This is a genomic window from Ruegeria sp. SATB027 (assembly GCF_059613825.1).
In genome coordinates, this window is sequence record NZ_JBXWTH010000032.1 from 197,167 (window position 1) to 219,766 (window position 22,600).

Below are 22,600 nucleotides of genomic sequence, written 5' to 3' on the forward strand. Positions count from 1 at the left end.
CTTAGTCGCTGGCCCGCAAAATGCGGGCTGGCCGGGCAGAGAGAGGGCGCAGTGCGAAGGCGAAACCTGCGCAGAGCGTAACGCCGATACCGGCCAGAACAATGCCAAAGGCCGAAGACCAGATCACAGTAAAACCTGTGTCGAAGATGTACGTGGCCACAGCCCAGCCGCCCAGGATGCCGACCAGCAAGGCGACGCAGCCCGCCGCGGCGCCCAGCAAGACCGAGCGCAGCCCAAAACTGCGCAAGATGCGGCTACGGTCAGCCCCCAACGTCTTGAGGATTGCCGCCTCGTATCTGCGGGCGGGTTCACCGGCGGCTGCCGCCCCGATCAGAACCAGAAATCCGGTCAATAACGATACGCCCGCGCCGTACGAGGTTGCGGCGGCGATCCCTGCCAAAAGGCCCGAAACCCGGTCAATGGCATCGCGCACTCGGATGGCCGTGATGTTGGGGAACTGGCCTGCAAGATCTCGCAGAATGGCGGCCTCGGCCTGTTCTTCTGCATATACCGTCGCAATAAAGCTGTGTGGCGCGCCCGCCAGTGCCGACGGGTTCATCGACATGACAAAACCCATACCCGCTGTGGAAAAATCCACCTCTCGGGTTGAGGTCAGCTCTGCGGTGATATCCCGCCCCAGGATGTTGACAGTTATCTGATCACCGAGTTTCAGACCCATCTCTTCGGCTTCTTCGGCTGCAAAGCTGATCTGTGGTGCACCAGAATAATCCTCTGCCCACCATTCCCCCGCTGTCACCCGCGTATTTTTCGGGGGGAGGGCTGAATAGGTGACGCCGCGATCGCCCTCCAGTACCCAATGATCTCCGGCTACCTCGCGCGCGGGGCGGCCGTTTATCTGAGTGATGATCCCTCGCAGCATTGGTGCGCTTTCAATGCGGCTGACAGCCGGATCGGTTTGCAGCCGTTCGGTAAAACCCGGCATCTGGTCTTTTTGAATATCGACAAAGAAGTATGAGGGCGCGACATCAGGCAGATTGCCGGAGATCGCATTGCGCAGCGTGCCGTCGATCTGCCCAACCGCTGCCAGCACTGACAAACCCAGACCAAGTGACAAAACCACCGACCCCGCGCCTTCACGCGGATCAGAGATGGCGGACAAGGCCCATCGCAGGGCAGGGCGGCCCCGCACCAAAGGTGTTCCGGCCCGTGCCAGTTTGCGAATAGCATAGGCTGCGAGCGCCAGCAGGATCAGTGCGCCCGCCAGTCCGCCACTGGTCCACAGGGTTAGGCGAGTTGACCCGCTGAACCAGGACGCAATCGCGATCAGGGACGCCAATCCAATCCCGGTTGCCACGACGTAAACCGCGCGTGGGATGGGACGAGCTGCGCTCAGCGCATCGCGAAACAGGGTTGCGGCGCGCACATCTTCGGTTCTGGCCAGCGGCCAGAGCGTGAACAGAAATGCTGTCAGCAAGCCATAAAGTGCGGCCTCGATCAGTGGTCGCGGATAGAGCGAGAACACCGCCGGAACCGGCAACCGGTATTCCAGCAGCGGCGCCAGCAAAAGCGGAGCCACCCCGCCCAGCACCAGCCCAATTACAATGCCGGTCAGGGACAGCACTCCGATCTGAACCAGGTAAGTTTGAAAAATGGTAGCGCGATCCGCACCCAATGTCCGCAATGTCGCAATGGTTTCCGTTTTCTGGCTCAGATAGGCCCGCACGGCGGCGGACACACCGATGCCACCGACGGCAAGCCCTGACAACCCGACAAGGACCAGAAAGGCACTCAGGCGGTTGACGAATTCCGATATGCCCGGCGCGCCGTTGCGTGCATCGCTCCAGCGCATCCCCGAGCCCTCAAGCGCCGCGCTGGCACGTGCGGCTACCTCCGACAGGTTCGCGTTTTGGGGCAAGGTCAGTCGGTACCTGGTCGAAAAAAGCGTTCCGGGTTCCAACAGGCCAGATGCCTGCAACGCTTGGGTACGCACCATTGTACGAGGCCCCAAGGCAAAACCAGCCGCGGCGCTGTCGGGTTCATTCCGAAGTGCGGCCATCAGAATGAACTCTTGCGTGCCTAGCGCGAAGTGATCACCGACCGACAAACCAAGCCGGTCTATCAGAACGGGTTCCATGACGGCACCGGGCAATCCGGCCCTGCCGTTCAGGGCGTCGTCCAGCGTGATGTCCGGCTCCAGCTTGACCGATCCGACCAGCGGGTAAGCCTTATCCACAGATTTGACCTGGGTCAGTGCACGTTCGGGTCCAGCCGCTCGGGGCACAACCGCCATCGAGCGGAAATCGACGATCTCGGAAACCTGCTCGGATGCCTGTTGCATCCAGAGGCGCTCGGCCTCAGTGGCAAAACGATAAGTGAACTCAAGCTCGGCATCGCCGCCCAGCAGGGATGCCCCTTCGCGGGTCAGCCCGGTCTGAATCGCCTGACGCACCGATCCGACGGCTGCGATGGCTGCGACGCCCAAGGCCAGACAAGCCAGAAAGATGCGAAACCCGCGCAGGCCCCCGCGCAGCTCTCGACGGGCCAGCCGCGCGGCGAGCCGAAGGCTCATTCTGCGGCCTCCTGCCGGGTCTCGTCGGCAATCCTGCCGTCGCGCAGCCGGATCACACGGTCACATCGTTCAGCCAGCGAACGGCTGTGCGTTACAAGAACCAGCGTCGCATCATATTTGCGCCGAAGCCCGAACAGCAGATCGACAATCGCGGCACCGTTTGTTTCGTCCAGATTCCCGGTTGGTTCGTCCGCCAGCAAGATCTTGGGGCGTGGTGCCGATGCACGCGCCAAAGCAACTCGTTGCTGCTCGCCACCCGACAACTGTGCTGGGTAATGATCGCGGCGATGCGATAATCCCACGGCATTCAGTTCAGTTTCGGCCCGGTCGAACGCATCTTTGTGCCCTGCCAGTTCCAGCGGTGTCGCCACGTTTTCCAGCGCAGTCATCGTCGGGATCAGGTGGAAATTCTGAAACACGACGCCCATGTTGTCGCGCCGAAACCGCGCCAGGGCGTCCTCGTCCATGCTTGTCAAATTCTGATCCAAGGCCAAGATTTGACCGCTTGTTGCCTGTTCCAATCCACCCATCAGCATCAACAATGACGATTTTCCCGACCCCGATGGCCCGATCAGCCCCAGCGTTTCCCCCCTGTTCACGTTCAACGTAATGTCATGCAAAATATCGACCCGCCCGGCATTGCCATCCAGCGATAAAGCGGCATTTTGAAGAGCGAGAACAGCAGGCGTCATGGGTCTTCCCGGTAAAGGAGCGGTTTTTTGGGATATGGAGTGATCACCGTATTGCGCAAGGTTTTGATGGCAAGCCCATTTGTGTTCTGCGGTTTTGCGGCCACAGCCGATCAGGTGGCGATTGCAGCCCTTGGGGACTCGCTGACACAGGGCTACGGGCTGGTGGAAGAGAATGGGTTTGTTCCCCAGCTTGACCGTTGGCTACAGGCGCAGGGCGCAGATGTTCGCGTAATCAACGCCGGTGTCTCGGGTGATACAACGGCGGGTGGTGCCGCGCGGGTGGAATGGACCCTGACACCCGATGTGGACGGAATGATTGTTGCCTTAGGCGGGAACGACGTGTTGCGCGGGATCGATCCTGCTGTTTCGCAAGCCAATCTGCGCAAGATCCTTGAGGTTGCGCGAAAAGCGAAGGTTCCGGTCTTGTTGATCGGAATGCAGGCGCCGGGCAACTACGGCGCTGAATACAAGCAGGCATTCGATGGCATGTACCCCGCACTGGCGCAGGAGTTCGAAGTTCTGTTTTTCAGCAGTTTCTTCGAGGGGCTTGCAGCGGAGGGTGATCCCGCAGCCGTATCGCAATTCATGCAATCGGACGGCATTCATCCAAATGCGGCAGGGGTGGCGAAGATCGTCCAAGCTGTGGGTCCGTCCGTGTTGCAACTCGTGACGCAGGCGGGCGGGGAAGGTTAGCCATCCCCGTGATAGCGATCAGACGACCGTAACTACCGTTCCGATGGGGACCCTGTTATACAGATCGATGACATGTTCATTCAGCATCCGGATGCACCCGTTTGACACCGCCCTGCCTATGGTTTGTGGTTGGGTCGTGCCATGGATTCGGAAATAGGTATCGACACCGTTCTGGAACAAGTACATCGCGCGCGCGCCGAGGGGATTATCCCCACCTCCTGGCTGCACATAGTCATTGTCCTTGAATTTTGCATAGGCCACCGGATCGCGCTGGATCATCTCTTGGGTCGGGCGCCAGGTCGGCCATTCCTTTTTCACATCAATGGTAGCGGTGCCGGTGAATTCCAGACCAGCCTTGCCGACGCCGCAGCCATAGCGGATCGCTTTGCGTGGTTCGGTGACATAGTAAAGATAGAATGAACGGGGGGCGACCAGCAGCTGTCCGGGCAGGAACTGCTTTTTGATGCGCACGAATTGCGGTGTCGGATCATACTCGACCGCTTTCTTGGCGTTGGCAATGCCCGGCAGCAGCGTGGCCGCTGTTCCGGCCAGAAAAACTCGGCGTGTAAACATCGAAACCCTCATCAATTGACCAATGAAACCTAAGAGCCAGTTTCATCATGATATGTTATTTGGTCAATTCTGGGGCAAGCATCACGCATCCGTGATGTGATCAAACAGCCACCGAAACGGCAGCGGTTGAACAAAAGGGTGAGGGATTTCCCTCACCCTTTCAACAGCTTATGCAAGCTGGATGTTGTCGGCGCTTTCGCGGCCGTCACGACCCGAACGCAGTTCGTACGTGACTTTCTGGTTGTCGGCCAGACCGGTCAGGCCCGAGCGTTCGACGGACGAGATGTGGACGAAGATGTCCTTGCCGCCATCTTCGGGCGCGATAAAGCCGTAGCCTTTGGTGGTGTTGAACCATTTTACGGTGCCTGCTGGCATATCCGTGTCTCCTGTTTGGTGCTGCCCACGGAGTTGCGGCAGCCTGGCGTCGTAGGTCTGGATCGATAGACTGAGCGCCGTAGAAGGAGACAGTAGGTCGAAATAGAAAAACGTTAGCACCTTGCATATGGCATTGAGGTAAGCCTGTGGCAAGAGTGGTTTGTACGGATTGTACAGGGGCCAGAAGGCAGAAAGCCCAATTTGTACAAGAATCCGCTGATGGGTTTCAGGCGGATTTGGCGGTGATTGACAGCGTCCCGAGCGCTCTGACCACCCTGTCTGTTGATACGCGCGACGGCGGTGAAAAACCCGGACCCACACGTTCCCGGTCAGCCATCCAGAGCGGTCACCACGGGCCACGCCTGCGCTCTGGAGGGCGACACTTTTTGGTTGCAGGCACGTGTTCAGAACCAGTGTTGCTCTGACCGGTTGAGCGGGGGGTCTTCTCACAACTGACGGTTATTATTCATCAATCACTATGTTTGGAAAATCTGCGATCCGGTGCTATACTTTCAGGCAGCCGTGGGGGCGGATATGAAAGTTGTCTGTACGATAACCTTGTTGTGCTGGGCCGGAGCCGCGCAGGCCCTGACTGTTCCGTTTGGGACAGAGGGTTCGATGCCGGGCGCGCGTGAAGGCGGGCTCAAATTCGGCAGCATGTTCGAATTTGAACACGAGTTGAAGACACCTGTCTTCGCGAAAGAGAATCCGCGCCGTAAGGAAAGACGTCCTCGTTTGGCTGAACGTGGAAGGCCGAAGCATTGGCTGGAGGTTTTGGCTGAACGGACGGAGGTCGAGGAGGAATCCGGGCCAGAATTCTGCGAGCAGTGGTGCAATGAGCCCGGGTCCGAAGAAACGCCGGTGGACGTGAACGTCTCGGCTGTGCCGCTTCCGGCCAGTTGGCTGCTGCTGGTTGGGGCGCTGACAGGGCTGTTCGGCGTCGGGCGGCTGCGTGGCAACCGGTTCGGATAAGCGCTGCACCTGCAATCATCCTTGAATGCTGTGATATGGGACACCGAAGGTTGGTGGGACTGCCGACCTGCGGCAATGGCCTGCAAAGGCGTGTTTGTTAACCACTTGGTAGTCATACCTGCGCCACCTTGCGCGCATGAGTGATTATCGCCGCGTCCGCATTCCCGGAGCCAGATATTTCTTTACGGTTTCGCTGGCCGACCGGTCATCGGACCTGTTGATCCGCGAGGTTGCACATCTGCGCGCGGCTTTTGCCGAAGCGCAGCGGGAGCGTCCGTTTTGGTGCGATGCGCTTGTGGTGTTGCCCGATCATCTGCACGCGGTGTGGACCTTGCCGCCGGGCGATGCGGATTATTCCACGCGGTGGGGTGCGATCAAGGCGCGGTTTACCATGCGCGTGAACAAGACAAACCGTAGGCCGGGCTTCAGCCCGGCACCCGTACCAGAACATCTACCTGTTGTGACATCCGGCAGATATGCCGGGCTGAAGCCCGGCCTACGGGCCAACAAACGCGAAGGGGCGGTTTGGCAGCGTCGGTTTTGGAAGCATACCATTCGGGACGAACGGGATTATCGTAATCATATGGCGTATTGTTGGAGGAACCCGGTCAAGCACGGGTTGGTGGAGCATCCAACCGATTGGCCGTATTCGTCGATTCATCGTGATATCCGCGCAGGCCGGGTTGATCCGGAATGGAGCGGCGGTGTGACAGACGGCGCGTTCGGAGAGCCGTAGGGTCAAGGAACACCCCCCGTAGGCCGGGCTTCAGCCCGGCATTCACCATTCCCCTCAGAGCGATTGAAGGGTTTTGAGGCCATTCATCGGCGGATGTTGGTAAAGATGTGGGTGTTTCGAGTGGTGCCGGGCTGAAGCCCGGCCTACCAGTTGGCGTGAAGGGAGCGAGCACTCAACTTTCGCTTGCTAAGCTTGTTTGGATTTGTCGGTTCTCAGTAAAGTTTGGTCACCCCAATAGGTAACCTTGGCCACTGAGCCTACTTCCAACTCGAACCAACAGTCGGTGTATTCCGCGCCAGGAACGCTGAATGCAAATCCATGCAACTGCAGCAATTCTCCATTTGTTTTGACAATTTCCACGATCCAATCTTCGGTTCGGCTGTCATCCGCGAAAAGCAGCTTGTTGGGCGAGAGAGGTCGAAGTGTCAACGAATATTCGTATTCGCCTATGACGAAATCAATCGTTCTCTCGCCGTCCAGAAAGGGGACGTCTTCAGGTATTCTTTCCCAAGTTCTTGACAAAGTTTACCGCGCGAACTTCTTATGCTTCAACCGCTTGGGCTCAAGCGCGTCCGGTCCGAGCCTCCGCTTTTTGTCCTCTTCGTAATCCTCGAAGTTGCCTTCGAACCATTCCACATGCGCGTCGCCTTCAAACGCCAGAATATGCGTGCAAATCCGGTCGAGGAAGAAGCGGTCGTGTGAGATGACGACGGCGCAGCCGGCGAAATCGACCAGCGCGTCTTCCAGTGCGCGCAGGGTTTCGACGTCGAGGTCGTTTGTGGGTTCGTCGAGCAGCAGGACGTTGCCGCCCTCTTTCAGCAGGCGGGCCATGTGGACGCGGTTGCGCTCGCCCCCTGATAGCAGCGAGACCTTTTTCTGCTGGTCGCCGCCCTTGAAGTTGAAGGACGAACAATAGGCGCGGGAATTGACCTGCGCGTCGCCCAGCTGGATGATCTCGGCACCGCCGGTGATCGCCTCCCACACTGTGTCGTTGTCTTTCAGGTCGTCGCGGGACTGGTCGACATAAGACAGCTCGACCGTGTCGCCCAGCGTGATGGTGCCGCTGTCGGGCTGTTCCTGACCGGTGAGCATCTTGAACAGCGTCGATTTACCGGCACCGTTGGGGCCGATGACGCCGACGATGCCGCCGGGGGGCAGGGCGAAGTCCAGCCCTTCGATCAGTTGCTTGTCGCCCATGTGTTTCGACAGGCCTTCGACCTCGATCACCTTGCCGCCAAGGCGCTGGCCGTTGGGGATGACGATCTGGGCGCGGGTCAGCTTTTCGCGTTCGGACTGTTCGGCCAGCTCGTTATAGGCGTTGATCCTGGCTTTGGATTTGGCCTGACGGGCCTTCTGGCCCTGACGCATCCATTCCAGTTCGCGCTGCAGGGTCTTCTGCTTGGACTTGTCCTCGCGGGCTTCCTGTTCCAGCCGTTTAGCCTTTTGTTCCAGCCATGCGGAGTAGTTGCCCTCGTACGGAATGCCGCGGCCGCGGTCGAGTTCGAGGATCCAGCCGGTGATGTCATCCAGGAAGTAACGGTCGTGGGTGACGATCAGGATGGTGCCCTTGTAGTCGATCAGGTGCTGTTGCAGCCATGCGATGGTTTCGGCGTCCAGGTGGTTGGTCGGTTCGTCCAGGAGCAGCATGTCGGGCGCTTCGAGCAGCAGCTTGCAGAGCGCCACGCGGCGTTTCTCACCCCCCGAGAGGTTGGCGATATTGGCATCATCCGGCGGGCAGCGCAGCGCCTCCATGCTGACGTCGATCTGGCTGTCGAGGTCCCAGAGGTTTTCCGCGTCGATCGCGTCTTGCAGGGTGGTCATTTCCTCCATCAGCTCGTCCGAATAGTTCTCGGCGATCTCCATGGCGATCTCGTTGAAGCGGTCAACCTTGGCCTTTTTCGCGGCCACGCCCAGCATCACGTTTTCTCGGACGGTGAGCGTTTCATCCAGCTGCGGTTCCTGCGGCAGGTAGCCGACCTTGGCACCTTGGGCGGCCCAAGCCTCGCCGGTGAAATCGGTGTCGAGGCCGGCCATGATCTTCATCAGCGTCGATTTACCCGCGCCGTTGACGCCGACAACACCGATTTTCACGCCGGGCAAAAAGCTGAGGTGGATGTTTTCAAAGCACTTCTTGCCACCGGGATAGGTCTTGGAGACACCCTGCATGTGGTAGACATATTGATAGGCGGCCATGTCGCGTCCTCTGGGTCGGGAAATTGGGTTGGAACGCTGGATATCCGAGCGGGGCGGGCGGGGCAAGCTGGTGGTTTTGTGAATTTCGTCCCGTATCTGCATGGGCTAGGTTTGCCGGGCTGTATGAGGGGCATGAAGTGGTGGCACTAGCGGAACTGATATCAGGCTGGGCGCAGCCAGGACGTGTCGAATGGATAGGCGTCCGGCCCGAGCGGCGGGTTGGGGTGGAGGTTGTGAGGGAGGCGGTGGTCTCCCCCAATGGCCTCGACGGCGACCGGGGCCGTGCGGGCAAGCGGGCGGTTTCTCTGATCCAGCAGGAGCATCTGGCGGCGATTGGGTCCTATCTGGGGCGGGGGCCGGTTGCGCCCGAAATCCTGCGGCGCAATCTGGTGGTTTCGGGGATCAACCTTGCCGCGCTCAAGGGGCGTGAGGTGCAGGTGGGCGAGGCCGTTTTGCGCTTTACCGTGATCTGTGCGCCGTGCAGTCGGATGGAGGAGGCGCTGGGCAAGGGCGGCTATTCTGCCGTGCGGGGGCATGGGGGATGGTGTGCCGAAGTTGTCAGGCCGGGGCGGGTTGCGCTGGGTGACGCCTTGCAACCGATTGATTGACAACGCGGCCCGGTTCTGAACATCAGCAGGTTATGGAGCGGTACGACATCCCATACGCGCGGCCCGGGCAGGTCGTTGGGCTGTTCGGCGGGTCATTCGATCCGCCGCATCGGGGCCATGTGCATGTAACGCGTGAGGCGATGAAGGCCTTTGGTCTGGATCGGGTGTGGTGGCTGGTGTCACCCGGCAATCCGTTGAAAGAGCGGGGGCCTGCACCGATCGCGCGGCGGATGGCGGCGGCGCGTCAGGTGATGCAGCATCCGAAGGTGGATGTGACGGATATCGAGGCGCTGGTCGGTACGCGGGCGACGGCGGACACTCTGACAGCGCTCAGGCGGCTTTACCCGCAGGTACGGTTTGTCTGGCTGATGGGCGCGGATAATCTGGCGCAGTTTCATCGCTGGAAAGACTGGCGGCTGATCATGGACACTGTGCCGGTGGGCGTGGTGGCGCGGCCGGGCGAGCGGATCTCGGCCCGGATGTCGCCTGCGGCGCGGGTTTATGCGAAGTACCGGATCGACGGGCAGGCGCGGCATCTTCTGGGGCAGGCACAGGCCCCGGCGTGGTGTTTCGTGAACGTGCCGATGATCGATGTCAGTTCGACCGAACTCCGGACGCGCGGCGAATGGGGCGCAGAAGTGTTGCCGGAATAGCCCCAACGGGCGCATAATCTAACACAGTGGTTGTGTGCTTTTGATCTGTGGGATTTTAATTCGGCTATGGCTGGTCGTTTTTCACGTCGTTTGTTTCTGGGGGGATTGGGGGCGTCCCTGATCCCGGCAGCGGGCCTTGCGCAGGCACCGCTTGTATCGCTGAGGCCGCAGGCGCGTGGGGTCATATTAAGCGGTGCCGAGCGATTGGTGGCCGCAGCAGGCCTGAAAGGCGAAGTTGTGTTTGCGGTTGCGGATGTGGCGACCGGGGCGCAGCTGGAAGTGTTTGGCGACGGCGCAAGTCTGCCCCCGGCCAGCGTTGGAAAGGCAATGACCGCGCTTTATGCGCTGGATGTTCTGGGGCCGGAACACTGGTTCGAGACTCGGCTGGTGGCGGATGGCCGGGTCGAGAAGGGCGTTCTGCACGGCGATTTGATTCTGGTTGGGGGCGGCGACCCGCTGCTGGATACGGATGCGCTGGCCGCGATGGCGGCCAATTTGCGCGAGGCCGGGATTATCGAAGTGCGCGGCGCGTTCAAGGTTTATGACGGGGCGTTGCCTTATGTGTTCAGCATCGATCCCGAACAGCCGGATCATGTGGGCTATAGCCCGGCCGTCAGCGGCATTTCCCTGAACTTCAACCGCGTCCATTTCGAATGGAAACGCGCAGGCAATGGCTATGACATAACCATGGATGCCCGCAGTGAGCGTTATGTGCCTGCAGTGGATGTCTCGGCCATGCGGGTCGAGGATCGCAGCCTGCCGATCTATACCTATCAGGCAAGCGCGCGGCAGGATCGCTGGACCGTGGCCAAGGGCGCGCTGGGCAATGGCGGGGCCCGCTGGTTGCCGGTGCGCAAGCCCGCTTTGTACGCGGGCGATGTGTTTCGCACCTTGGCGCGGTCGAACGGGATCGTTTTGAAGCGTGTTCAGGTGACACGCCAGAGCGTACGGGGTGTTGATCTTGTGGTGCATCGCAGCGACAGCTTGGATCATGTCCTGCGTGGGATGCTGAAATACTCGACCAACCTGACGGCCGAGATGGTCGGGCTGGCCGCGACCAGGGCGCGCGGTGTTGACCCGCACACCCTGGCGGAATCGGCAGCCGAGATGAACCGGTGGGCCGCCAGTCGTTTCGGCGTGACCGGAATCGCCATGGTCGATCATTCGGGACTGAGCGATGCCTCGCGAATGTTACCGGCGGATTTGGTTGCGGCCCTTGTTGCAACACAGAAATCGGGGATGTTGCGACCCCTGATGAAACCTTTTGCACTGACCGACCGGGACGGGCGGCCCGTCAAGAACCACCCAATCAAGGTTGATGCCAAGACAGGGACATTGAATTTTGTATCCGGGTTGGGCGGTTTCCTGACAACTGCGGACGGGGTCGATCTGGCATTCGCGATATTCACCGCCGACGTGGACCATCGCGCAACGATCCCACGCGCGCAGCGTGAGCGCCCGGATGGCGCACGCAGCTGGAACAGCAGATCACGGAAATTGCAGCGCGCCTTGCTGGAGCGCTGGGGATCACTTTACGGAAGCTGAAACCTGAAACCGGCCTGAAGCGGGTGTCAGACGCTGTGGCGCGCCCGGGCCCCGCGCTCGATCGCGGCCGCGTGCAGGCGGTCGATGTTCAGCTCGTACCGGATTTCTTCCAGCAGGCGCAGTTCGGATTCGGCCAGCGTTCCGTCAGCGGCGGCGACGTCACAGGCCAGAGCATAGGCCGTTTCGTTCAGGCGTTCGGGCAGGTTGTCCCGGATCAGGCCAAACAGCGCATCCAGCCCGTCTTCCTGTTCGAACAGGTCAAACACGACCTGCGACACGTGGCGCATCCGGTCGATGTCGTACCCGGCGAAAACCGGCAACATGTTCACGGCGACCTCGATCTTTACCAGCTCGGCGGTTCGGATGGTTTCGTCGGAGGCCGAGATCGCAACCATGATCGCCACAAGGCAATCCTGTGGGGACATCGGGTGGGGAACTTGCTCGGTCATTCGGGGCATCCTGCTTGGGGTTCGTCAATGGCGCAGGATAGAAGGGGGGCAGGGCAGGTTCAACATCTTGTTTTGCACGCATTGTGCGGCAGGTTGAACCGGTCAGGTGTTCATAATCGCCATACCGCTGAGCAAAAGGCCCGCCCCGATCCAATAGCGCAGCCCCAGCGTTTCCCCGAAGAACAGCCACGAGGCGAGGGGAACCAGTACGAAGCTGAGCGCCATGAAGGGATAAGCCTGCGACAGCGGTACATGCCTGAGGACGTAAATCCAGAGTATCGTTGCTGTGCCGTAAATCGCCAGAGCGACGAGCAAGAAAGGATCGAGCAGGGTATGCAACACCCCCATCGCCCCGGTCGCGGTGCGGCCGTCGATCCGCCCGCCGGCAAGTTTGAACAGCACCTGTCCGAACGAAATCATGACAGGTGTCAGAAGCAGCCCGGTCCAGATCAGCGCTGTGGGTGCGGTTGCGCTCATGCAGCCTGATCCTTGAGGGGCTTTTCGGTGGGTTCCTCGGCCGGGCGATCCTCGCAGTAATAGATGTCACGCCCGATATCCTCGCAGGTGTGAAACCTGGGGCTAGGATGCACGGCGCGCAGAAAGCTGTGGGTGTAGGGAAAGAAATTGAAATGCGGGTTGAAGCTGTAGCGATATTCCCGTTCGCGCGGGACCACGATGATGACCCGCTTGCGCGCGACCCGGCGCAATTCAGCGATGGCGCGGCGGTAATCCAGCAGATGTTCGATCACATGGGTGCAGATGACCGTGTCGAAACTGTTGTCCTCAAAAGGCAGGTCTTCGATCCGGGCGGCAACATATCTGATGTTTTCGATGGCCTCAGCGTCATCGACAACGAAATCGACGCCGGTCATGGCCGTGATGTCCGGGCGAAGGGAGCGGATGCGTTGCAGCAGGGCCCCGGTGCCGCAGCCGACGTCGCAGATGCTGTCGCCAACAATGTCGCTGGCGATCCGGTCGATGCAAGCGTCGGAATTGTCGGTTCCGTCATGCACGCGCGGGTGTTCCCGGTAGAGCGTTTCGTATTCTTCGTCCGTCAGAAAAGGCGCGCGTTCGCGGAACGCCGCCAGCCGGGTAATGTGTTCCCCCCAGACACGGCGCGCAAGCCAGTGAAAGGCGGCGCTGTCGCGCAGGATCGGCGGAACGATATCCTCGAGCACAAAGCGGATCAGGTTGGTGGTTTCGCGTCGCATCTCGTTTCCTTTGGTCCGGGGAGGTTTCCCGGCGTCTTTCCATCGTAGCACCGCAGTGCAAACACGCGAAATATCCGGATCAGGTCAAAGCCTGTCGCCCGTGTCTTTTATGTTTCGCGCGCCAAATCCACCCCATGAGTGTGGCTGGAGTAAGGCCTGCGGATGGAAAAACCGGTGCGGGATGGCGGACGCAGGGGGCGTGGATCAGAGGCTGAGGGCGGGCAGAACAGTCAATTGGCGGCAAAACCCCGTGACAAGGTGGTTTTCCAGGGTTCCGGGCGGTGAAAACACCGGTGCTTTATTGACTCATGCTGCACTGGCACAATAGGAGGGGCCGGTCGGGTTGCGTGGTGCAGCCGCGACCGTTTCCCCAATGGAGCACATTGAAATGTCTGAACTGCGCGAAACCGCGATGTCGTCCAAGGCCTGGCCCTTTGAAGAGGCGCGCCGGTTGCTTAAACGCTATCAGAAAGGTGCTCCGGAAAAGGGGTATGTGCTGTTTGAAACCGGATATGGCCCGTCGGGCCTGCCGCATATCGGCACGTTCGGTGAGGTGGCGCGGACCACGATGGTCAAGCGTGCCTTTGAGGCGCTGTCGGACATCCCGACCAAGCTGATCTGTTTCTCGGACGATCTGGACGGGATGCGCAAGGTGCCCAGCAACGTGCCGAACCCCGAGGCGTTGGAAGAGCATTTGCAGCGCCCGCTGACCTCGGTTCCTGATCCGTTTGGCGAGTATGACAGCTTTGGCGAGCACAACAACGCGATGCTGCGCCGGTTCCTTGATACCTTCGGGTTCGAATACGAGTTCTATTCGGCGCGCGACTTTTATCGCTCGGGCCAGTTCGACGAGATTCTGAAGCGTGCGGTTGAACGCTATAACGACGTGATGGCCATCATGTTGAAAAGCCTGCGGGAAGAACGCCAGCAGACCTATTCGATCTTCCTGCCGATCCATCCGGAAACCGGGCGGGTCCTGTATGTGCCGATGAAAAAGGTCTGCGCCGAGACCTATACCGTCACCTTCGATGATGAAGACGGTAAGGAATGGACCGTTCCCGTCACCGGCGGCAACGTGAAGCTGCAATGGAAGCCGGATTTCGGGGCACGCTGGGCGGCACTGGGCGTTGATTTCGAGATGTACGGCAAGGAACACGCGACCAACGAAAAGATCTATGACGGGATCTGCCGGGCCTTGGGTGGCCGCGCGCCCGAGCATTTCAGCTATGAGCTGTTTCTGGACGAGAACGGACAGAAGATTTCGAAATCGTCGGGCAATGGTGTCTCGATCGACGAATGGCTGACCTATGCGCCGACCGAGTCGCTGGCTTATTTCATGTACCAAAAGCCCAAGACGGCTAAGCGGATGCATTTCGACGTGATCCCGAAAGCCTATGATGAGTATCATCAGCAGCTGCGCGCCTATCCGGGGCAGGACCTGAAGGCACAGTTGAACAACCCGGTCTGGCATATCCACGGCGGCGACGTGCCGGAATCGACCCTGATCGTTCCCTTTGCGATGCTGCTGAATCTGGCATCGGTATCCGGTGCCGAAGACAAGGAGGCGCTGTGGGGCTTTATTCGCCGCTATGCGCCCGAGGCAACGGCAGAGAGCCATCCCGATCTGGACAAGGCAGCCGGTTTTGCCGTGCGGTACTTCAACGATTTCGTCAAGCCGACGCGCAACCATCGCGCGCCGACGGATCAGGAGCGCGAGGCGCTGGAAGCGCTGAAGGCGGCGCTTGAGGCGTATGATGGCCCGACCGAGGATGAAGCGTTGCAATCGGTGGTCTATGCCATCGGACGCGAGCGGTTTGATCCGATGAAAGGGTGGTTCTCGGCGCTTTATGAGGTGTTGCTGGGGGCCTCGCAAGGGCCGCGTTTCGGGGGCTTTATCGCGCTTTACGGCGTGCCCGAGACCATCGCGCTGATCGACAAGGCACTGGCCGGAGAGCTGGTCTGATTTGACCTGAACCGGCATGGGGCTATCCTTGGAACAGGAGGTGGCCCCATGCGTCGACTACTGCTTGCATTATCCCTGAGCGCCGGGCTGGCGTCGGGCGCATTTGCGCAGAGTGCCGAGATCGAGGCCAATATCGCGGCGCAGATACAGGCCTTCCGGGCGGATGATTTTGCGACCGCCTTCACCTTTGCCAGCCCCAACATCCAGCGTCTGTTCCGAAACCCCGACAATTTCGGCGCGATGGTGCGCAATGGCTATCCCATGGTCTGGCGTCCCGCCGATGTGCGTTTTCTGGAACTGCGCGAGGTCGATGGCGCGCTGTGGCAGAAGGTGATGATTACGGACAGTAACGGGCGGGTGCATCTTCTGGACTATCAGATGATCCCGCTGACGGAAGGCTGGAAGATCAACGGGGTGCAACTGTTGGGTGCCGCTGACCCTGCGGCCTGAGGCAACACCACCGTCACGGTGAGATGAGCCGTGGTTAATTCCTTTTCGATATCCAGACTGTCGCGTTCGGGGCGGACCTGAACACGGGGTTTGAACGCGTCGCCGGATTTGCGCGGCGCGATTGGGAAAGGGTTTTCAATGAACAAGGCAATCACCGACGGCATCGTGTTCATGCCGCCTCAATTCGCGAATGGTCTGACGGTCTGGTCTGCGGGGGACGGAACGCCCGGGTCGCCCACATATGGCGGGTCCGGCACCGGGGTGTTTGTTCCGGCGGATGCGGATTTTGCCGGTTGCCTTGAAATCCTGAAGGTCAACACAACGCAGCAACTGCGTTACATGGGGCAAACGCCGATCCTGCCCGGTTGCTATTTGCAGATCAAAGCCCGGGTCAAGGCGATCAGTGGCCCGTTGCCGTCGGTACGCATTGCAGCCTGGGCCGGTGGCGCGGGCGATGTGCATGTGGCCGGTCTTGTGGAACAGGGGCCTGCCACCCAGCTGTCGGGCTATGGCACGGTTCAGGAGATCACCGCGATTGTCGGCACCGGCCAGCGCCCGGGCGTGGACATGCCCTGGGGGCTGGCCGCCCTTTACGGGCATTTCGGCCTGGATATCGAAGGGGCCAACGGCGCGCTGGTGCGTGTCGATGATCTTGAGATCACCGATGTCACCGGGTTTTTTCTGCGCGAGATGATCAGCCTGGTCGATGTGCGCGACTTTGGTGCTGTTGGTGATGGTGTGACGGATGACTCGGTTGCGTTTGAGGCGGCGGATCAGGCGGCCGGTGGCCGCCGGGTCTTTGTTCCGCAAGGCATCTATCACCTTGCGGAAAACACCAGCATCGATGCGGAGATTGAATTCGAAGGCACCGTCACCATGCCGGATGACAAGATGCTGTTGCTGACCAAGGATTTCCATCTGCCCGCATATATTGAGGCGTTCGGAGATGAGGAGTTGGCCTTCAAGAAGGCGTTTCAGGCGCTGCTGAACAACTCGGACCATGACTCGCTGGATCTTGGCGGGCGCAAGATTTCCGTTTCCGCGCCGATCGACATGGCCGCTGCGGTTCCCAACAAGCAAAGCGGCTTTTCCACGCGCCGCGTGATCCGCAACGGGCAGTTCGATGTCAAAAGCGGTACCGCCTGGGACACCGAAACCTTCACCTCTGTCGCTACTTATGACCCCTTGGACAAGACACGCCTGACCAATGTCGCCAATGTGGCCAATATTCCGGTAGGATCGCTGGTTGAGGGCAGTGGTGTCGGGCGTGAGGTTTACGTGCGCTCGAAAAACATAGGTGCCGGTGAGATGACCCTGAGCGCGCCCATCTATGACGCCGCCGGTACCCAGACCTTTACCTTTCAGTCGTTCAAATACCTGCTGGATTTCAGCGGTTTCGATACGCTGCGGAAATTCGGCATGGAACAGATCGAGTTTCAGTGCAACAGCCGGTGCAGCGGTATTCGTCTGGCGGCCTCGGGCAGTACGTTTTCGTTGAAAGACTGTTTTATCAGTCGCCCGAAGGATCGGGGCCTGACCTCGACCGCGACGGGGTGCAAGGGGCTGCTGATCGATAATTGCCAGTTCCTGTCCTCAGAAGAAGCGCTTGACGTGACGGACCGGAATTCCATCGGGCTGAACACCAACTCGAACGATGTGAAGCTGCGTCACAATCGGGCGGTGCGGTTCAAGCATTTTGCCGTTCTGGGCGGTGGCACCAATTTGGTTCTGGGCAACCATTTCTTCCAGGGCGACGGCATCCCGCAAGGGGTCCGTACCGCGGGGCTGATCATGATCGGCACCTACAACACCTCGACCATTGCCGAGAACTATGTCGACAACTGCTTTATCGAATGGACCAATGAACGCGATGCGGCACCCACCTATACCAGCGGGTTTTCGTTCAGCTCGATGAGCATCACGGACAATATCTTTTTCTCGAGCGATGCGCCGGCCTGGTTCAGCTATATCATCATCCGCCCCTATGGCGCTGGCCATTACCTGAATGGTGTGACGGTGACCGGGAACAAGTTCCGCGCCACCAGCGGTTCGATCGACCGGGCGGAACGGGTCGATACGTCTTTTGCCGATCTGGACAATAACAGGCATTCGAACGTGACCTACGAGAACAATACCTATCACGGGATTGGCAAGAGATCCTCGAACCCGCTGCGCATCCGCAGCCAGCAGAACTCGGTCGCGAATGTCTGGACCGTTTCGGCAAACGGCGAATTGCCATTTGGCGGCAAGGCGCGTGGCTGCGACGGGGTCACTGCCATCGGGTCGCTGACCGGGGTGTTCAACAACCTTGTCTATTCGGCCCCTCATGTTCTGACGGAACAGGGGGCCAGTGGCGACAGTCTTATTCTGCGCTGGCCGGATCACCTGAAAGGCGAAGTCTCGGTCACGATGCGCATGGAGCGTTGAAACAGCGGCTGGCCGCCCATACCGGGTTGCCAGCCGTCTGACAAACGGGCGCAGAAAAGCGCCGATTGGCGCAGCGGTAAGGAAATAGGCGACGTTTCAATCTGATGTGCTAGGCTTGGGGAAAGAAATGGAGAATCCCGATGCCGAAAATCGCCAAAAACGCCAGTGTTCAGACAGTTATCACCACGTTTGAAATGACGCCCGGCACCTGTCAGGACCTTTTGGAGGCGCTGACCGACGCCTATTCAGAGTTCATCTCGAAGCAGCCCGGCTTTGTTTCCGCGGGGCTTCATGTGAATGATGCGCAAACCCGGATCGCCAACTATTCGCAATGGCAACGCCGCGAGGATTTCCTGGCCATGCTGCGGACCCCCGAGATGCGCGACCGCAACCGCAAGATCAACGAGCTATGCAAGAGCTTTGAGCCGGTCATGTATGACGTTGCAGAGACATTTGGCTCTACCTGACCTGAATCAAAGCCTGCCGTGCATGTCTGTTTCAAAGTAAGTCTGCAAAACGGAGGCGCATGCTATGTATCACAACATTCTCGTTCCGATCTCTTTCGATGCTGAAAGAGACACGTCCGGGCCGTTGAAACTGGCCCGGGTTCTGGCCACGCCGGACGCGCAGGTCACATTGCTGCATGTGGTTGAGCATATTCCGAATTATGCAATCTCGTACATGCCGGCGGAATATCTGTCCGAGGCCCGAAAGGCGATTCAGTCAGAGCTGGATACGCTGGCGTCGCAATTGCCGAATGCAACGGGCATGGTGGTCGAAGGGCATTCCGGCCGGACCATTCTGGACTGGGCCGAGGCACATCACCCGGACCTGATCATCGTGGCCTCGCACCGGCCGGGGATGCAGGATCTGCTGTTGGGGTCCACTGCGTCCCATATTGTGCGCCACGCCCCTTGTGCGGTGCATGTGGTCCGGTGACGGCCGGGCATCACTGGCAGTAAGCAAAATTGTGCCTGTGCGGGCGGTGGTTTCGGGCCGGGCCAGATTTTTTGAACCCGGTGGAACTGTGTTGCCTCGGCTTTGCCACATATTGCCCTTATGGGTCGGGGTATGTTGTTCAAGAAACCAACGCAGGAAGCACCTGATCTGAACCCGCGCTCGGCCAAACGGCATCTGCGCGCCGAGGCGGCGCGGCGGCAGGCGCTGTCCCCGCTGCGGATACTGATCATGGTTCTGCTGCTGCCGCTGACGACCGCGCTAATTGCCACGGGCGTCTTTCTGCGCACCTCGGGCTATGAGCGGGACGAGGCGGTGATCCACCTGATCGCGCTGGCGGGATGTGATGCGACACAGGCCATGGGGATCGGGCCATTCCGCGCAGGGCAGCCGGGCTATCATGAGCGCAACGACCCGGATGGTGACGGGGTGGCCTGCGGGTATGCCGAGCTGGAGCTGCCACGCGCGACCACCGTGCAGGCACAGGACCAGCCGAAGCCGCGCGAACGGTCAGTGGGAAGCGCCAAGTTCGTGCGCCCCTGAATTCTCGGGGCGGGAAAGGGCTAACCTTTCATCGCCTGTAGCAGTTCCAGCAACCCTTTGCGGTCGTCGTCACTGGCATAATCGCCGGTGGCCAGCCGTTCGGCGATACGCAGGCGCAGGCGTTCCTGTTGGGTGCGGACCTCTTCCCCGGCGGTTTCGGCCAGCGTCTTCATGATCACCGCCACGGCCTGTTGGCGCTTGGTGGTTGGGTTGGCGATGTAATCGACAAGGCTCTGCTGGCCGGAATCGAGGATGTTTTCGGCCAGTTCACGCAGTTGGTCGCCATTGGGCAGCAGCGGGGTGGGTGCATCCTCGGGCGGCAGGATTTCCGGCAGGTTGCGCGGGGTCTCGGCCAGGGCGTTCGCGCCATCGACAAAGGCTTCGGTGATCATCCGCGTGATCTTGATCGCGCGCGGATCCTTGAACAGGGCCGAGGCGATGGCCACGCCGTAATCGGTATAGACCCACGGATTGACCCTCCGCCCGCCGCGGCCTTTGGGTTTTGATATCACATTCTGTGATTGCAAATCGGCAACCTCGGCATCGGTCAGCTGAAAGCGGTAGCCTTCGAACAGGTCGGTGTTTCGCGAGACGGCCTGATTGAAGGCACTGACGGATTTTCCGTAGAACTGCGCCAGATCCTCGGCCAGCACCACACGGGTGCCGCGCACCCTGTGAATGGCGTTTTGCACCTCATGCGCGCTGGGCAGGTTTTTCGGGTTTGTCATGGCAACCGTTTGGAATCACAATTTGTGATTTCAAACGTGGAGGAGGGTGGGGCGGGGTGCAAGGGTGGAGTGTGGGGATCTCCCTGCCCTAAACCTGATAAACCGCGTGCTCAGCCGGGCGTATTGCGCAGATAGGCAAAGCGATAGGCAAGCGCGACGCCGCCTGCGCCGCCGACAATATTGCCGATCGTGACCCAGAACAGGTTGCCCATGGCCGCGCCCAAACCGAAATCGGCGCCGGCAAGCGCGCCCTGCGGCAGCAGGTACATATTGGCGACCGAATGTTCGAGCCCCAAAAGGACAAACGCCGCAATGGGCCAGAGTACTGCCATGATCTTGCCCGCCGCTGTTCTGGCCGCAAAGCTCAGCCAGACGGCAAGGCAGACCAACGCGTTGCACAGAACGCCGCGCGCAAACGCCTGGGTGGCCGAGAGGTCGATCTTGCCATTTGCGATTGCTGATGCGGTGGCCCCCATGGGCCCGTCCAGCAAGCCGGTTGCAGCGAAGGCCAGAGCCAGTGCGATGGCCCCGACCAAATTCCCAAGGTACACGAGGCCCCAGTTGCGCAGCAGGGCGCGCGGCGAGATTTTCCGATCCACCGCCGCGATGGTCATCAGGGCGTTTCCGGTGAACAGCTCGGCCCCGCCGACGACCACAAGGATCAAGCCCAGCGAGAACACGACGCCACCCAGAAACCGGGCCGGTCCGAATCCGGTGTCAACGCCGGTCATGACCATGGTGAAGGCGGCCCCGCCGAAGCCGATGAACACGCCCGCGAGTATCGCCAGAGTCAGCGTCTGACCGACCGTGAGATGTGCCTTGGCAACGCCAGCGGTTTCAACCAGCTCGGCGATCTGGGCGGGTTTGTAGGCGTCTATGCCGGTTGGGTTCTGTGTTTGCATGGGACCCACTTTGCCGACGCATTCGCGTTTCGACATTGATTGGGATCAAGCATCCATCGGTGCAAAAACAACCGCACTGGGGGCGAGGCTGCAACCCTGAAGGGACAGCCGCCCGGATGCAGTGCGGTGTATGGTTGAAAATCGGCGCAAATCGCCGGTATCAATGCGAGATTTCGGGCCGTCGTGCTAGGGTGCGCGCGGCGGGGCCGTTCCGGCCGTGTTACATGGCAATTACGCCAAACGACGGAGGAAAGTGATGTTTGCACGTATTACCCAATACAAAATGAAGCCCGGTACGCGCGAGGCGGCGACGGCGAAGATGAATGAATTGAAATCCGACATCATGGGTATGCCCGGCATGCACAGCTTTACCAACGTGATGAACGAGGATGGTTCAGGCTATGTGATTTCGGTGGTCGAAAGCGAAGCGACCTCGAACGCAAACGCGCCCAAAGTGGCCGAACTGTGGGGTCATTTCGCCGAATTCATGGAAGGCCCACCGACGCCGGTTGGGTACGACGTGATTGCCCATTGGGATAAGGGGTAACAGTTCGGGCGGGGGGTTCCCGCCCTCTTTTTCCGTTACAAAGCGGTGTAGGATGGGGTTATATCCCATCATGCGTTTAGGTGGCCAAAGGAGTGATGGGTTGGAAACCCATCCTACGCTTGTTCGCTAATGTGTGAAGTGTTCTATGAGTCTTTCTTGTCTAGTCTCATGAGAAATGTCATCCCGCAGTACGATATCGTCAGCCAATTGGTAACCGGACAGGGTTAGTTCGTTGTCGAATTCTCGTAGGTAATTCAGCTTCCTAAATTTATCTAAGATTCCCTTTAATTCCAACAATCGTCTGTGAGGCAAAATAAACTCGATGCCCCCGGCAATGAAGCGGTAACCCTCACTAATCTCAAAAACCCCGACAAATCCATTTCCATCTTTTGCAATAATGCAAATGAGATCGCGCTCTGCCACAGTCAGAGCGGTAAAGTTGGTCGCTGAGTTGTCAGTTGCTTGACGATCATCGATAATATTTTCAGCGAGGTTCTCGTCAACCTTCTGCGCCCGATCCAAGCGCTCTGCCGCAGCGATTTTTGCTTCTTCGCGAGTCTTATCGAGTTCGGCTCGCAGCTCCTCTTCTTTGATTTGATGACTTAATTGGTAAATCCGCTGGTTATGCAAAACATCGCTGTGGTGTTTTTTTAGTCGTTCAATCGGCTGTCTCGCCAAAATTGCCCCAGCCAACTGAATCCATGGCAAAGCAAGGGCTAAGCCGAGACCGAGCACAAGCGGGTACACGAACAGCGTCCAAAAGTTTGTATTACAATGGCTCTGTTGCACAAATCGGATTTTGAGCGCAGTTCCCCTTTCCCCGGACGGACTTATCCTACGGGCTCTGTGACAG

24 protein-coding genes are annotated in these 22,600 nt (G+C 59.6%); 13 read left to right on the forward strand and 11 right to left on the reverse strand.

Annotated elements, in window-relative coordinates; all coding sequences use genetic code 11:
- Position 1 precedes the first annotated feature (1 nt).
- On the reverse strand, positions 2 to 2,530 hold the full coding sequence (locus tag AC2FPW_RS08640) for an ABC transporter permease (protein WP_496813268.1): 2,529 nt from the start codon (positions 2,528 to 2,530) through the stop codon (positions 2 to 4).
- Positions 2,527 to 3,222 carry an ABC transporter ATP-binding protein gene (locus AC2FPW_RS08645; protein ID WP_496813269.1) on the reverse strand — a complete coding sequence of 232 codons (696 nt, stop codon included), beginning with the start codon at positions 3,220 to 3,222 and terminating at the stop codon, positions 2,527 to 2,529. Before AC2FPW_RS08645 ends, AC2FPW_RS08640 begins: the two co-directional genes overlap by 4 nt.
- 66 nt (positions 3,223 to 3,288) lie before the next feature.
- On the opposite strand from AC2FPW_RS08645, the gene AC2FPW_RS08650 reads away from it, so the two are divergent.
- Positions 3,289 to 3,915, forward strand: coding sequence for an arylesterase (locus AC2FPW_RS08650; RefSeq protein ID WP_496813304.1), 627 nt, complete (start codon positions 3,289 to 3,291; stop codon positions 3,913 to 3,915).
- 18 nt (positions 3,916 to 3,933) lie between these two features.
- Here AC2FPW_RS08650 and AC2FPW_RS08655 read toward each other — a convergent pair whose 3' ends face one another.
- Entirely contained in the window at positions 3,934 to 4,488 is a 555-nt protein-coding gene (locus AC2FPW_RS08655) for a L,D-transpeptidase (protein WP_496813271.1), read from the reverse strand.
- 168 nt (positions 4,489 to 4,656) lie between these two features.
- On the reverse strand, positions 4,657 to 4,863 hold the full coding sequence (locus AC2FPW_RS08660) for a cold-shock protein (protein ID WP_209506380.1): 207 nt from the start codon (positions 4,861 to 4,863) through the stop codon (positions 4,657 to 4,659).
- Positions 4,864 to 5,397: 534 nt separating this feature from the next.
- Here AC2FPW_RS08660 and AC2FPW_RS08665 point away from each other — a divergent pair.
- Together AC2FPW_RS08665 and AC2FPW_RS08670 are read left to right on the forward strand one after the other, a co-directional pair.
- Positions 5,398 to 5,835, forward strand: coding sequence for a hypothetical protein (locus AC2FPW_RS08665; RefSeq protein WP_496813273.1), 438 nt, complete (start codon positions 5,398 to 5,400; stop codon positions 5,833 to 5,835).
- Between the two features lie 136 nt (positions 5,836 to 5,971).
- Positions 5,972 to 6,571, forward strand: coding sequence for an REP-associated tyrosine transposase (locus tag AC2FPW_RS08670; protein ID WP_496813275.1), 600 nt, complete (start codon positions 5,972 to 5,974; stop codon positions 6,569 to 6,571).
- A 525-nt stretch (positions 6,572 to 7,096) separates the two neighbouring features.
- On the opposite strand, the gene ettA is transcribed toward AC2FPW_RS08670, so the two are convergent.
- Positions 7,097 to 8,764, reverse strand: a complete 1,668-nt coding sequence (gene ettA, locus AC2FPW_RS08675) for an energy-dependent translational throttle protein EttA (protein WP_480604818.1) — start codon at positions 8,762 to 8,764, stop codon at positions 7,097 to 7,099.
- A 137-nt stretch (positions 8,765 to 8,901) separates the two neighbouring features.
- Here ettA and AC2FPW_RS08680 point away from each other — a divergent pair, with 137 nt between their 5' ends.
- The 3 genes from AC2FPW_RS08680 to dacB all read left to right on the forward strand — a co-directional run bounded on the left by AC2FPW_RS08680 (position 8,902) and on the right by dacB (position 11,570).
- Positions 8,902 to 9,372: an MOSC domain-containing protein gene (locus AC2FPW_RS08680; RefSeq protein ID WP_496813277.1), complete on the forward strand. Its 471-nt coding sequence runs from the start codon at positions 8,902 to 8,904 to the stop codon at positions 9,370 to 9,372.
- Positions 9,373 to 9,404: 32 nt separating this feature from the next.
- Positions 9,405 to 10,025 carry a nicotinate-nucleotide adenylyltransferase gene (locus AC2FPW_RS08685; RefSeq protein WP_209507910.1) on the forward strand — a complete coding sequence of 207 codons (621 nt, stop codon included), beginning with the start codon at positions 9,405 to 9,407 and terminating at the stop codon, positions 10,023 to 10,025.
- 66 nt (positions 10,026 to 10,091) lie between these two features.
- Entirely contained in the window at positions 10,092 to 11,570 is a 1,479-nt protein-coding gene (gene dacB / locus AC2FPW_RS08690; RefSeq protein WP_496813278.1) for a D-alanyl-D-alanine carboxypeptidase/D-alanyl-D-alanine endopeptidase, read from the forward strand.
- Positions 11,571 to 11,596: 26 nt separating this feature from the next.
- Here the strand turns inward: dacB and AC2FPW_RS08695 are convergent, their stop codons facing one another.
- From AC2FPW_RS08695 to AC2FPW_RS08705, 3 genes are all read right to left on the reverse strand, one after another.
- The gene (locus AC2FPW_RS08695; protein ID WP_496813280.1) at positions 11,597 to 12,019 is read right to left on the reverse strand and encodes a tellurite resistance TerB family protein; all 423 of its coding nucleotides are present in this window, start codon (positions 12,017 to 12,019) and stop codon (positions 11,597 to 11,599) included.
- 102 nt (positions 12,020 to 12,121) lie between these two features.
- Positions 12,122 to 12,496 carry an EamA family transporter gene (locus tag AC2FPW_RS08700; protein WP_496813282.1) on the reverse strand — a complete coding sequence of 125 codons (375 nt, stop codon included), beginning with the start codon at positions 12,494 to 12,496 and terminating at the stop codon, positions 12,122 to 12,124.
- Entirely contained in the window at positions 12,493 to 13,230 is a 738-nt protein-coding gene (locus AC2FPW_RS08705) for a class I SAM-dependent methyltransferase (protein WP_480506785.1), read from the reverse strand. The genes AC2FPW_RS08700 and AC2FPW_RS08705 overlap by 4 nt, the downstream gene beginning before the upstream one ends.
- Before the next feature lie 388 nt (positions 13,231 to 13,618).
- Here AC2FPW_RS08705 and AC2FPW_RS08710 point away from each other — a divergent pair, with 388 nt between their 5' ends.
- The 6 genes from AC2FPW_RS08710 to AC2FPW_RS08735 all read left to right on the forward strand — a co-directional run bounded on the left by AC2FPW_RS08710 (position 13,619) and on the right by AC2FPW_RS08735 (position 19,570).
- On the forward strand, positions 13,619 to 15,193 hold the full coding sequence (locus AC2FPW_RS08710) for a lysine--tRNA ligase (RefSeq protein ID WP_496813284.1): 1,575 nt from the start codon (positions 13,619 to 13,621) through the stop codon (positions 15,191 to 15,193).
- A 48-nt stretch (positions 15,194 to 15,241) separates the two neighbouring features.
- A complete protein-coding gene (locus AC2FPW_RS08715) occupies positions 15,242 to 15,643 on the forward strand; it encodes a DUF4864 domain-containing protein (protein WP_496813286.1) in 402 nt (133 codons plus the stop codon).
- A gap of 138 nt (positions 15,644 to 15,781) precedes the next feature.
- The gene (locus AC2FPW_RS08720; RefSeq protein ID WP_496813288.1) at positions 15,782 to 18,070 is read left to right on the forward strand and encodes a glycosyl hydrolase family 28-related protein; all 2,289 of its coding nucleotides are present in this window, start codon (positions 15,782 to 15,784) and stop codon (positions 18,068 to 18,070) included.
- A gap of 140 nt (positions 18,071 to 18,210) precedes the next feature.
- Positions 18,211 to 18,537: an antibiotic biosynthesis monooxygenase family protein gene (locus tag AC2FPW_RS08725; RefSeq protein ID WP_209507893.1), complete on the forward strand. Its 327-nt coding sequence runs from the start codon at positions 18,211 to 18,213 to the stop codon at positions 18,535 to 18,537.
- A gap of 64 nt (positions 18,538 to 18,601) precedes the next feature.
- On the forward strand, positions 18,602 to 19,009 hold the full coding sequence (locus tag AC2FPW_RS08730; protein ID WP_267366111.1) for a universal stress protein: 408 nt from the start codon (positions 18,602 to 18,604) through the stop codon (positions 19,007 to 19,009).
- A gap of 132 nt (positions 19,010 to 19,141) precedes the next feature.
- Positions 19,142 to 19,570: an excalibur calcium-binding domain-containing protein gene (locus AC2FPW_RS08735; RefSeq protein ID WP_480558898.1), complete on the forward strand. Its 429-nt coding sequence runs from the start codon at positions 19,142 to 19,144 to the stop codon at positions 19,568 to 19,570.
- 20 nt (positions 19,571 to 19,590) lie between these two features.
- Here the strand turns inward: AC2FPW_RS08735 and AC2FPW_RS08740 are convergent, their stop codons facing one another.
- Complete coding sequence (locus AC2FPW_RS08740) at positions 19,591 to 20,298, reverse strand: ORF6N domain-containing protein (RefSeq protein ID WP_496813290.1); 708 nt, start codon at positions 20,296 to 20,298, stop codon at positions 19,591 to 19,593.
- A 110-nt stretch (positions 20,299 to 20,408) separates the two neighbouring features.
- Positions 20,409 to 21,200, reverse strand: coding sequence for a formate/nitrite transporter family protein (locus AC2FPW_RS08745; RefSeq protein WP_496813292.1), 792 nt, complete (start codon positions 21,198 to 21,200; stop codon positions 20,409 to 20,411).
- Between the two features lie 256 nt (positions 21,201 to 21,456).
- Between AC2FPW_RS08745 and AC2FPW_RS08750 the strand changes: the two genes are divergently transcribed.
- Positions 21,457 to 21,747: an antibiotic biosynthesis monooxygenase family protein gene (locus AC2FPW_RS08750; RefSeq protein ID WP_209507883.1), complete on the forward strand. Its 291-nt coding sequence runs from the start codon at positions 21,457 to 21,459 to the stop codon at positions 21,745 to 21,747.
- A gap of 126 nt (positions 21,748 to 21,873) precedes the next feature.
- Here AC2FPW_RS08750 and AC2FPW_RS08755 read toward each other — a convergent pair.
- On the reverse strand, positions 21,874 to 22,600 hold a 727-nt coding region (locus AC2FPW_RS08755; protein ID WP_496813294.1), incomplete at its 5' end, for a hypothetical protein.

Bases quoted from the DNA above. Each gene is read 5' to 3' on its own strand.
- AC2FPW_RS08640 (WP_496813268.1), bottom strand. From the start codon at position 2,530: ATGAGCCTTCGGCTCGCCGCGCGGCTGGCCCGTCGAGAGCTGCGCGGG.
- AC2FPW_RS08645 (WP_496813269.1), bottom strand. From the start codon at position 3,222: ATGACGCCTGCTGTTCTCGCTCTTCAAAATGCCGCTTTATCGCTGGAT.
- AC2FPW_RS08650 (WP_496813304.1), top strand. From the start codon at position 3,289: ATGGCAAGCCCATTTGTGTTCTGCGGTTTTGCGGCCACAGCCGATCAG.
- AC2FPW_RS08655 (WP_496813271.1), bottom strand. From the start codon at position 4,488: ATGTTTACACGCCGAGTTTTTCTGGCCGGAACAGCGGCCACGCTGCTG.
- AC2FPW_RS08660 (WP_209506380.1), bottom strand. From the start codon at position 4,863: ATGCCAGCAGGCACCGTAAAATGGTTCAACACCACCAAAGGCTACGGC.
- AC2FPW_RS08665 (WP_496813273.1), top strand. From the start codon at position 5,398: ATGAAAGTTGTCTGTACGATAACCTTGTTGTGCTGGGCCGGAGCCGCG.
- AC2FPW_RS08670 (WP_496813275.1), top strand. From the start codon at position 5,972: ATGAGTGATTATCGCCGCGTCCGCATTCCCGGAGCCAGATATTTCTTT.
- ettA (WP_480604818.1), bottom strand. From the start codon at position 8,764: ATGGCCGCCTATCAATATGTCTACCACATGCAGGGTGTCTCCAAGACC.
- AC2FPW_RS08685 (WP_209507910.1), top strand. From the start codon at position 9,405: ATGGAGCGGTACGACATCCCATACGCGCGGCCCGGGCAGGTCGTTGGG.
- dacB (WP_496813278.1), top strand. From the start codon at position 10,092: ATGGCTGGTCGTTTTTCACGTCGTTTGTTTCTGGGGGGATTGGGGGCG.
- AC2FPW_RS08695 (WP_496813280.1), bottom strand. From the start codon at position 12,019: ATGACCGAGCAAGTTCCCCACCCGATGTCCCCACAGGATTGCCTTGTG.
- AC2FPW_RS08700 (WP_496813282.1), bottom strand. From the start codon at position 12,496: ATGAGCGCAACCGCACCCACAGCGCTGATCTGGACCGGGCTGCTTCTG.
- AC2FPW_RS08705 (WP_480506785.1), bottom strand. From the start codon at position 13,230: ATGCGACGCGAAACCACCAACCTGATCCGCTTTGTGCTCGAGGATATC.
- AC2FPW_RS08710 (WP_496813284.1), top strand. From the start codon at position 13,619: ATGTCTGAACTGCGCGAAACCGCGATGTCGTCCAAGGCCTGGCCCTTT.
- AC2FPW_RS08715 (WP_496813286.1), top strand. From the start codon at position 15,242: ATGCGTCGACTACTGCTTGCATTATCCCTGAGCGCCGGGCTGGCGTCG.
- AC2FPW_RS08720 (WP_496813288.1), top strand. From the start codon at position 15,782: ATGAACAAGGCAATCACCGACGGCATCGTGTTCATGCCGCCTCAATTC.
- AC2FPW_RS08725 (WP_209507893.1), top strand. From the start codon at position 18,211: ATGCCGAAAATCGCCAAAAACGCCAGTGTTCAGACAGTTATCACCACG.
- AC2FPW_RS08730 (WP_267366111.1), top strand. From the start codon at position 18,602: ATGTATCACAACATTCTCGTTCCGATCTCTTTCGATGCTGAAAGAGAC.
- AC2FPW_RS08735 (WP_480558898.1), top strand. From the start codon at position 19,142: ATGTTGTTCAAGAAACCAACGCAGGAAGCACCTGATCTGAACCCGCGC.
- AC2FPW_RS08740 (WP_496813290.1), bottom strand. From the start codon at position 20,298: ATGACAAACCCGAAAAACCTGCCCAGCGCGCATGAGGTGCAAAACGCC.
- AC2FPW_RS08745 (WP_496813292.1), bottom strand. From the start codon at position 21,200: ATGCAAACACAGAACCCAACCGGCATAGACGCCTACAAACCCGCCCAG.
- AC2FPW_RS08750 (WP_209507883.1), top strand. From the start codon at position 21,457: ATGTTTGCACGTATTACCCAATACAAAATGAAGCCCGGTACGCGCGAG.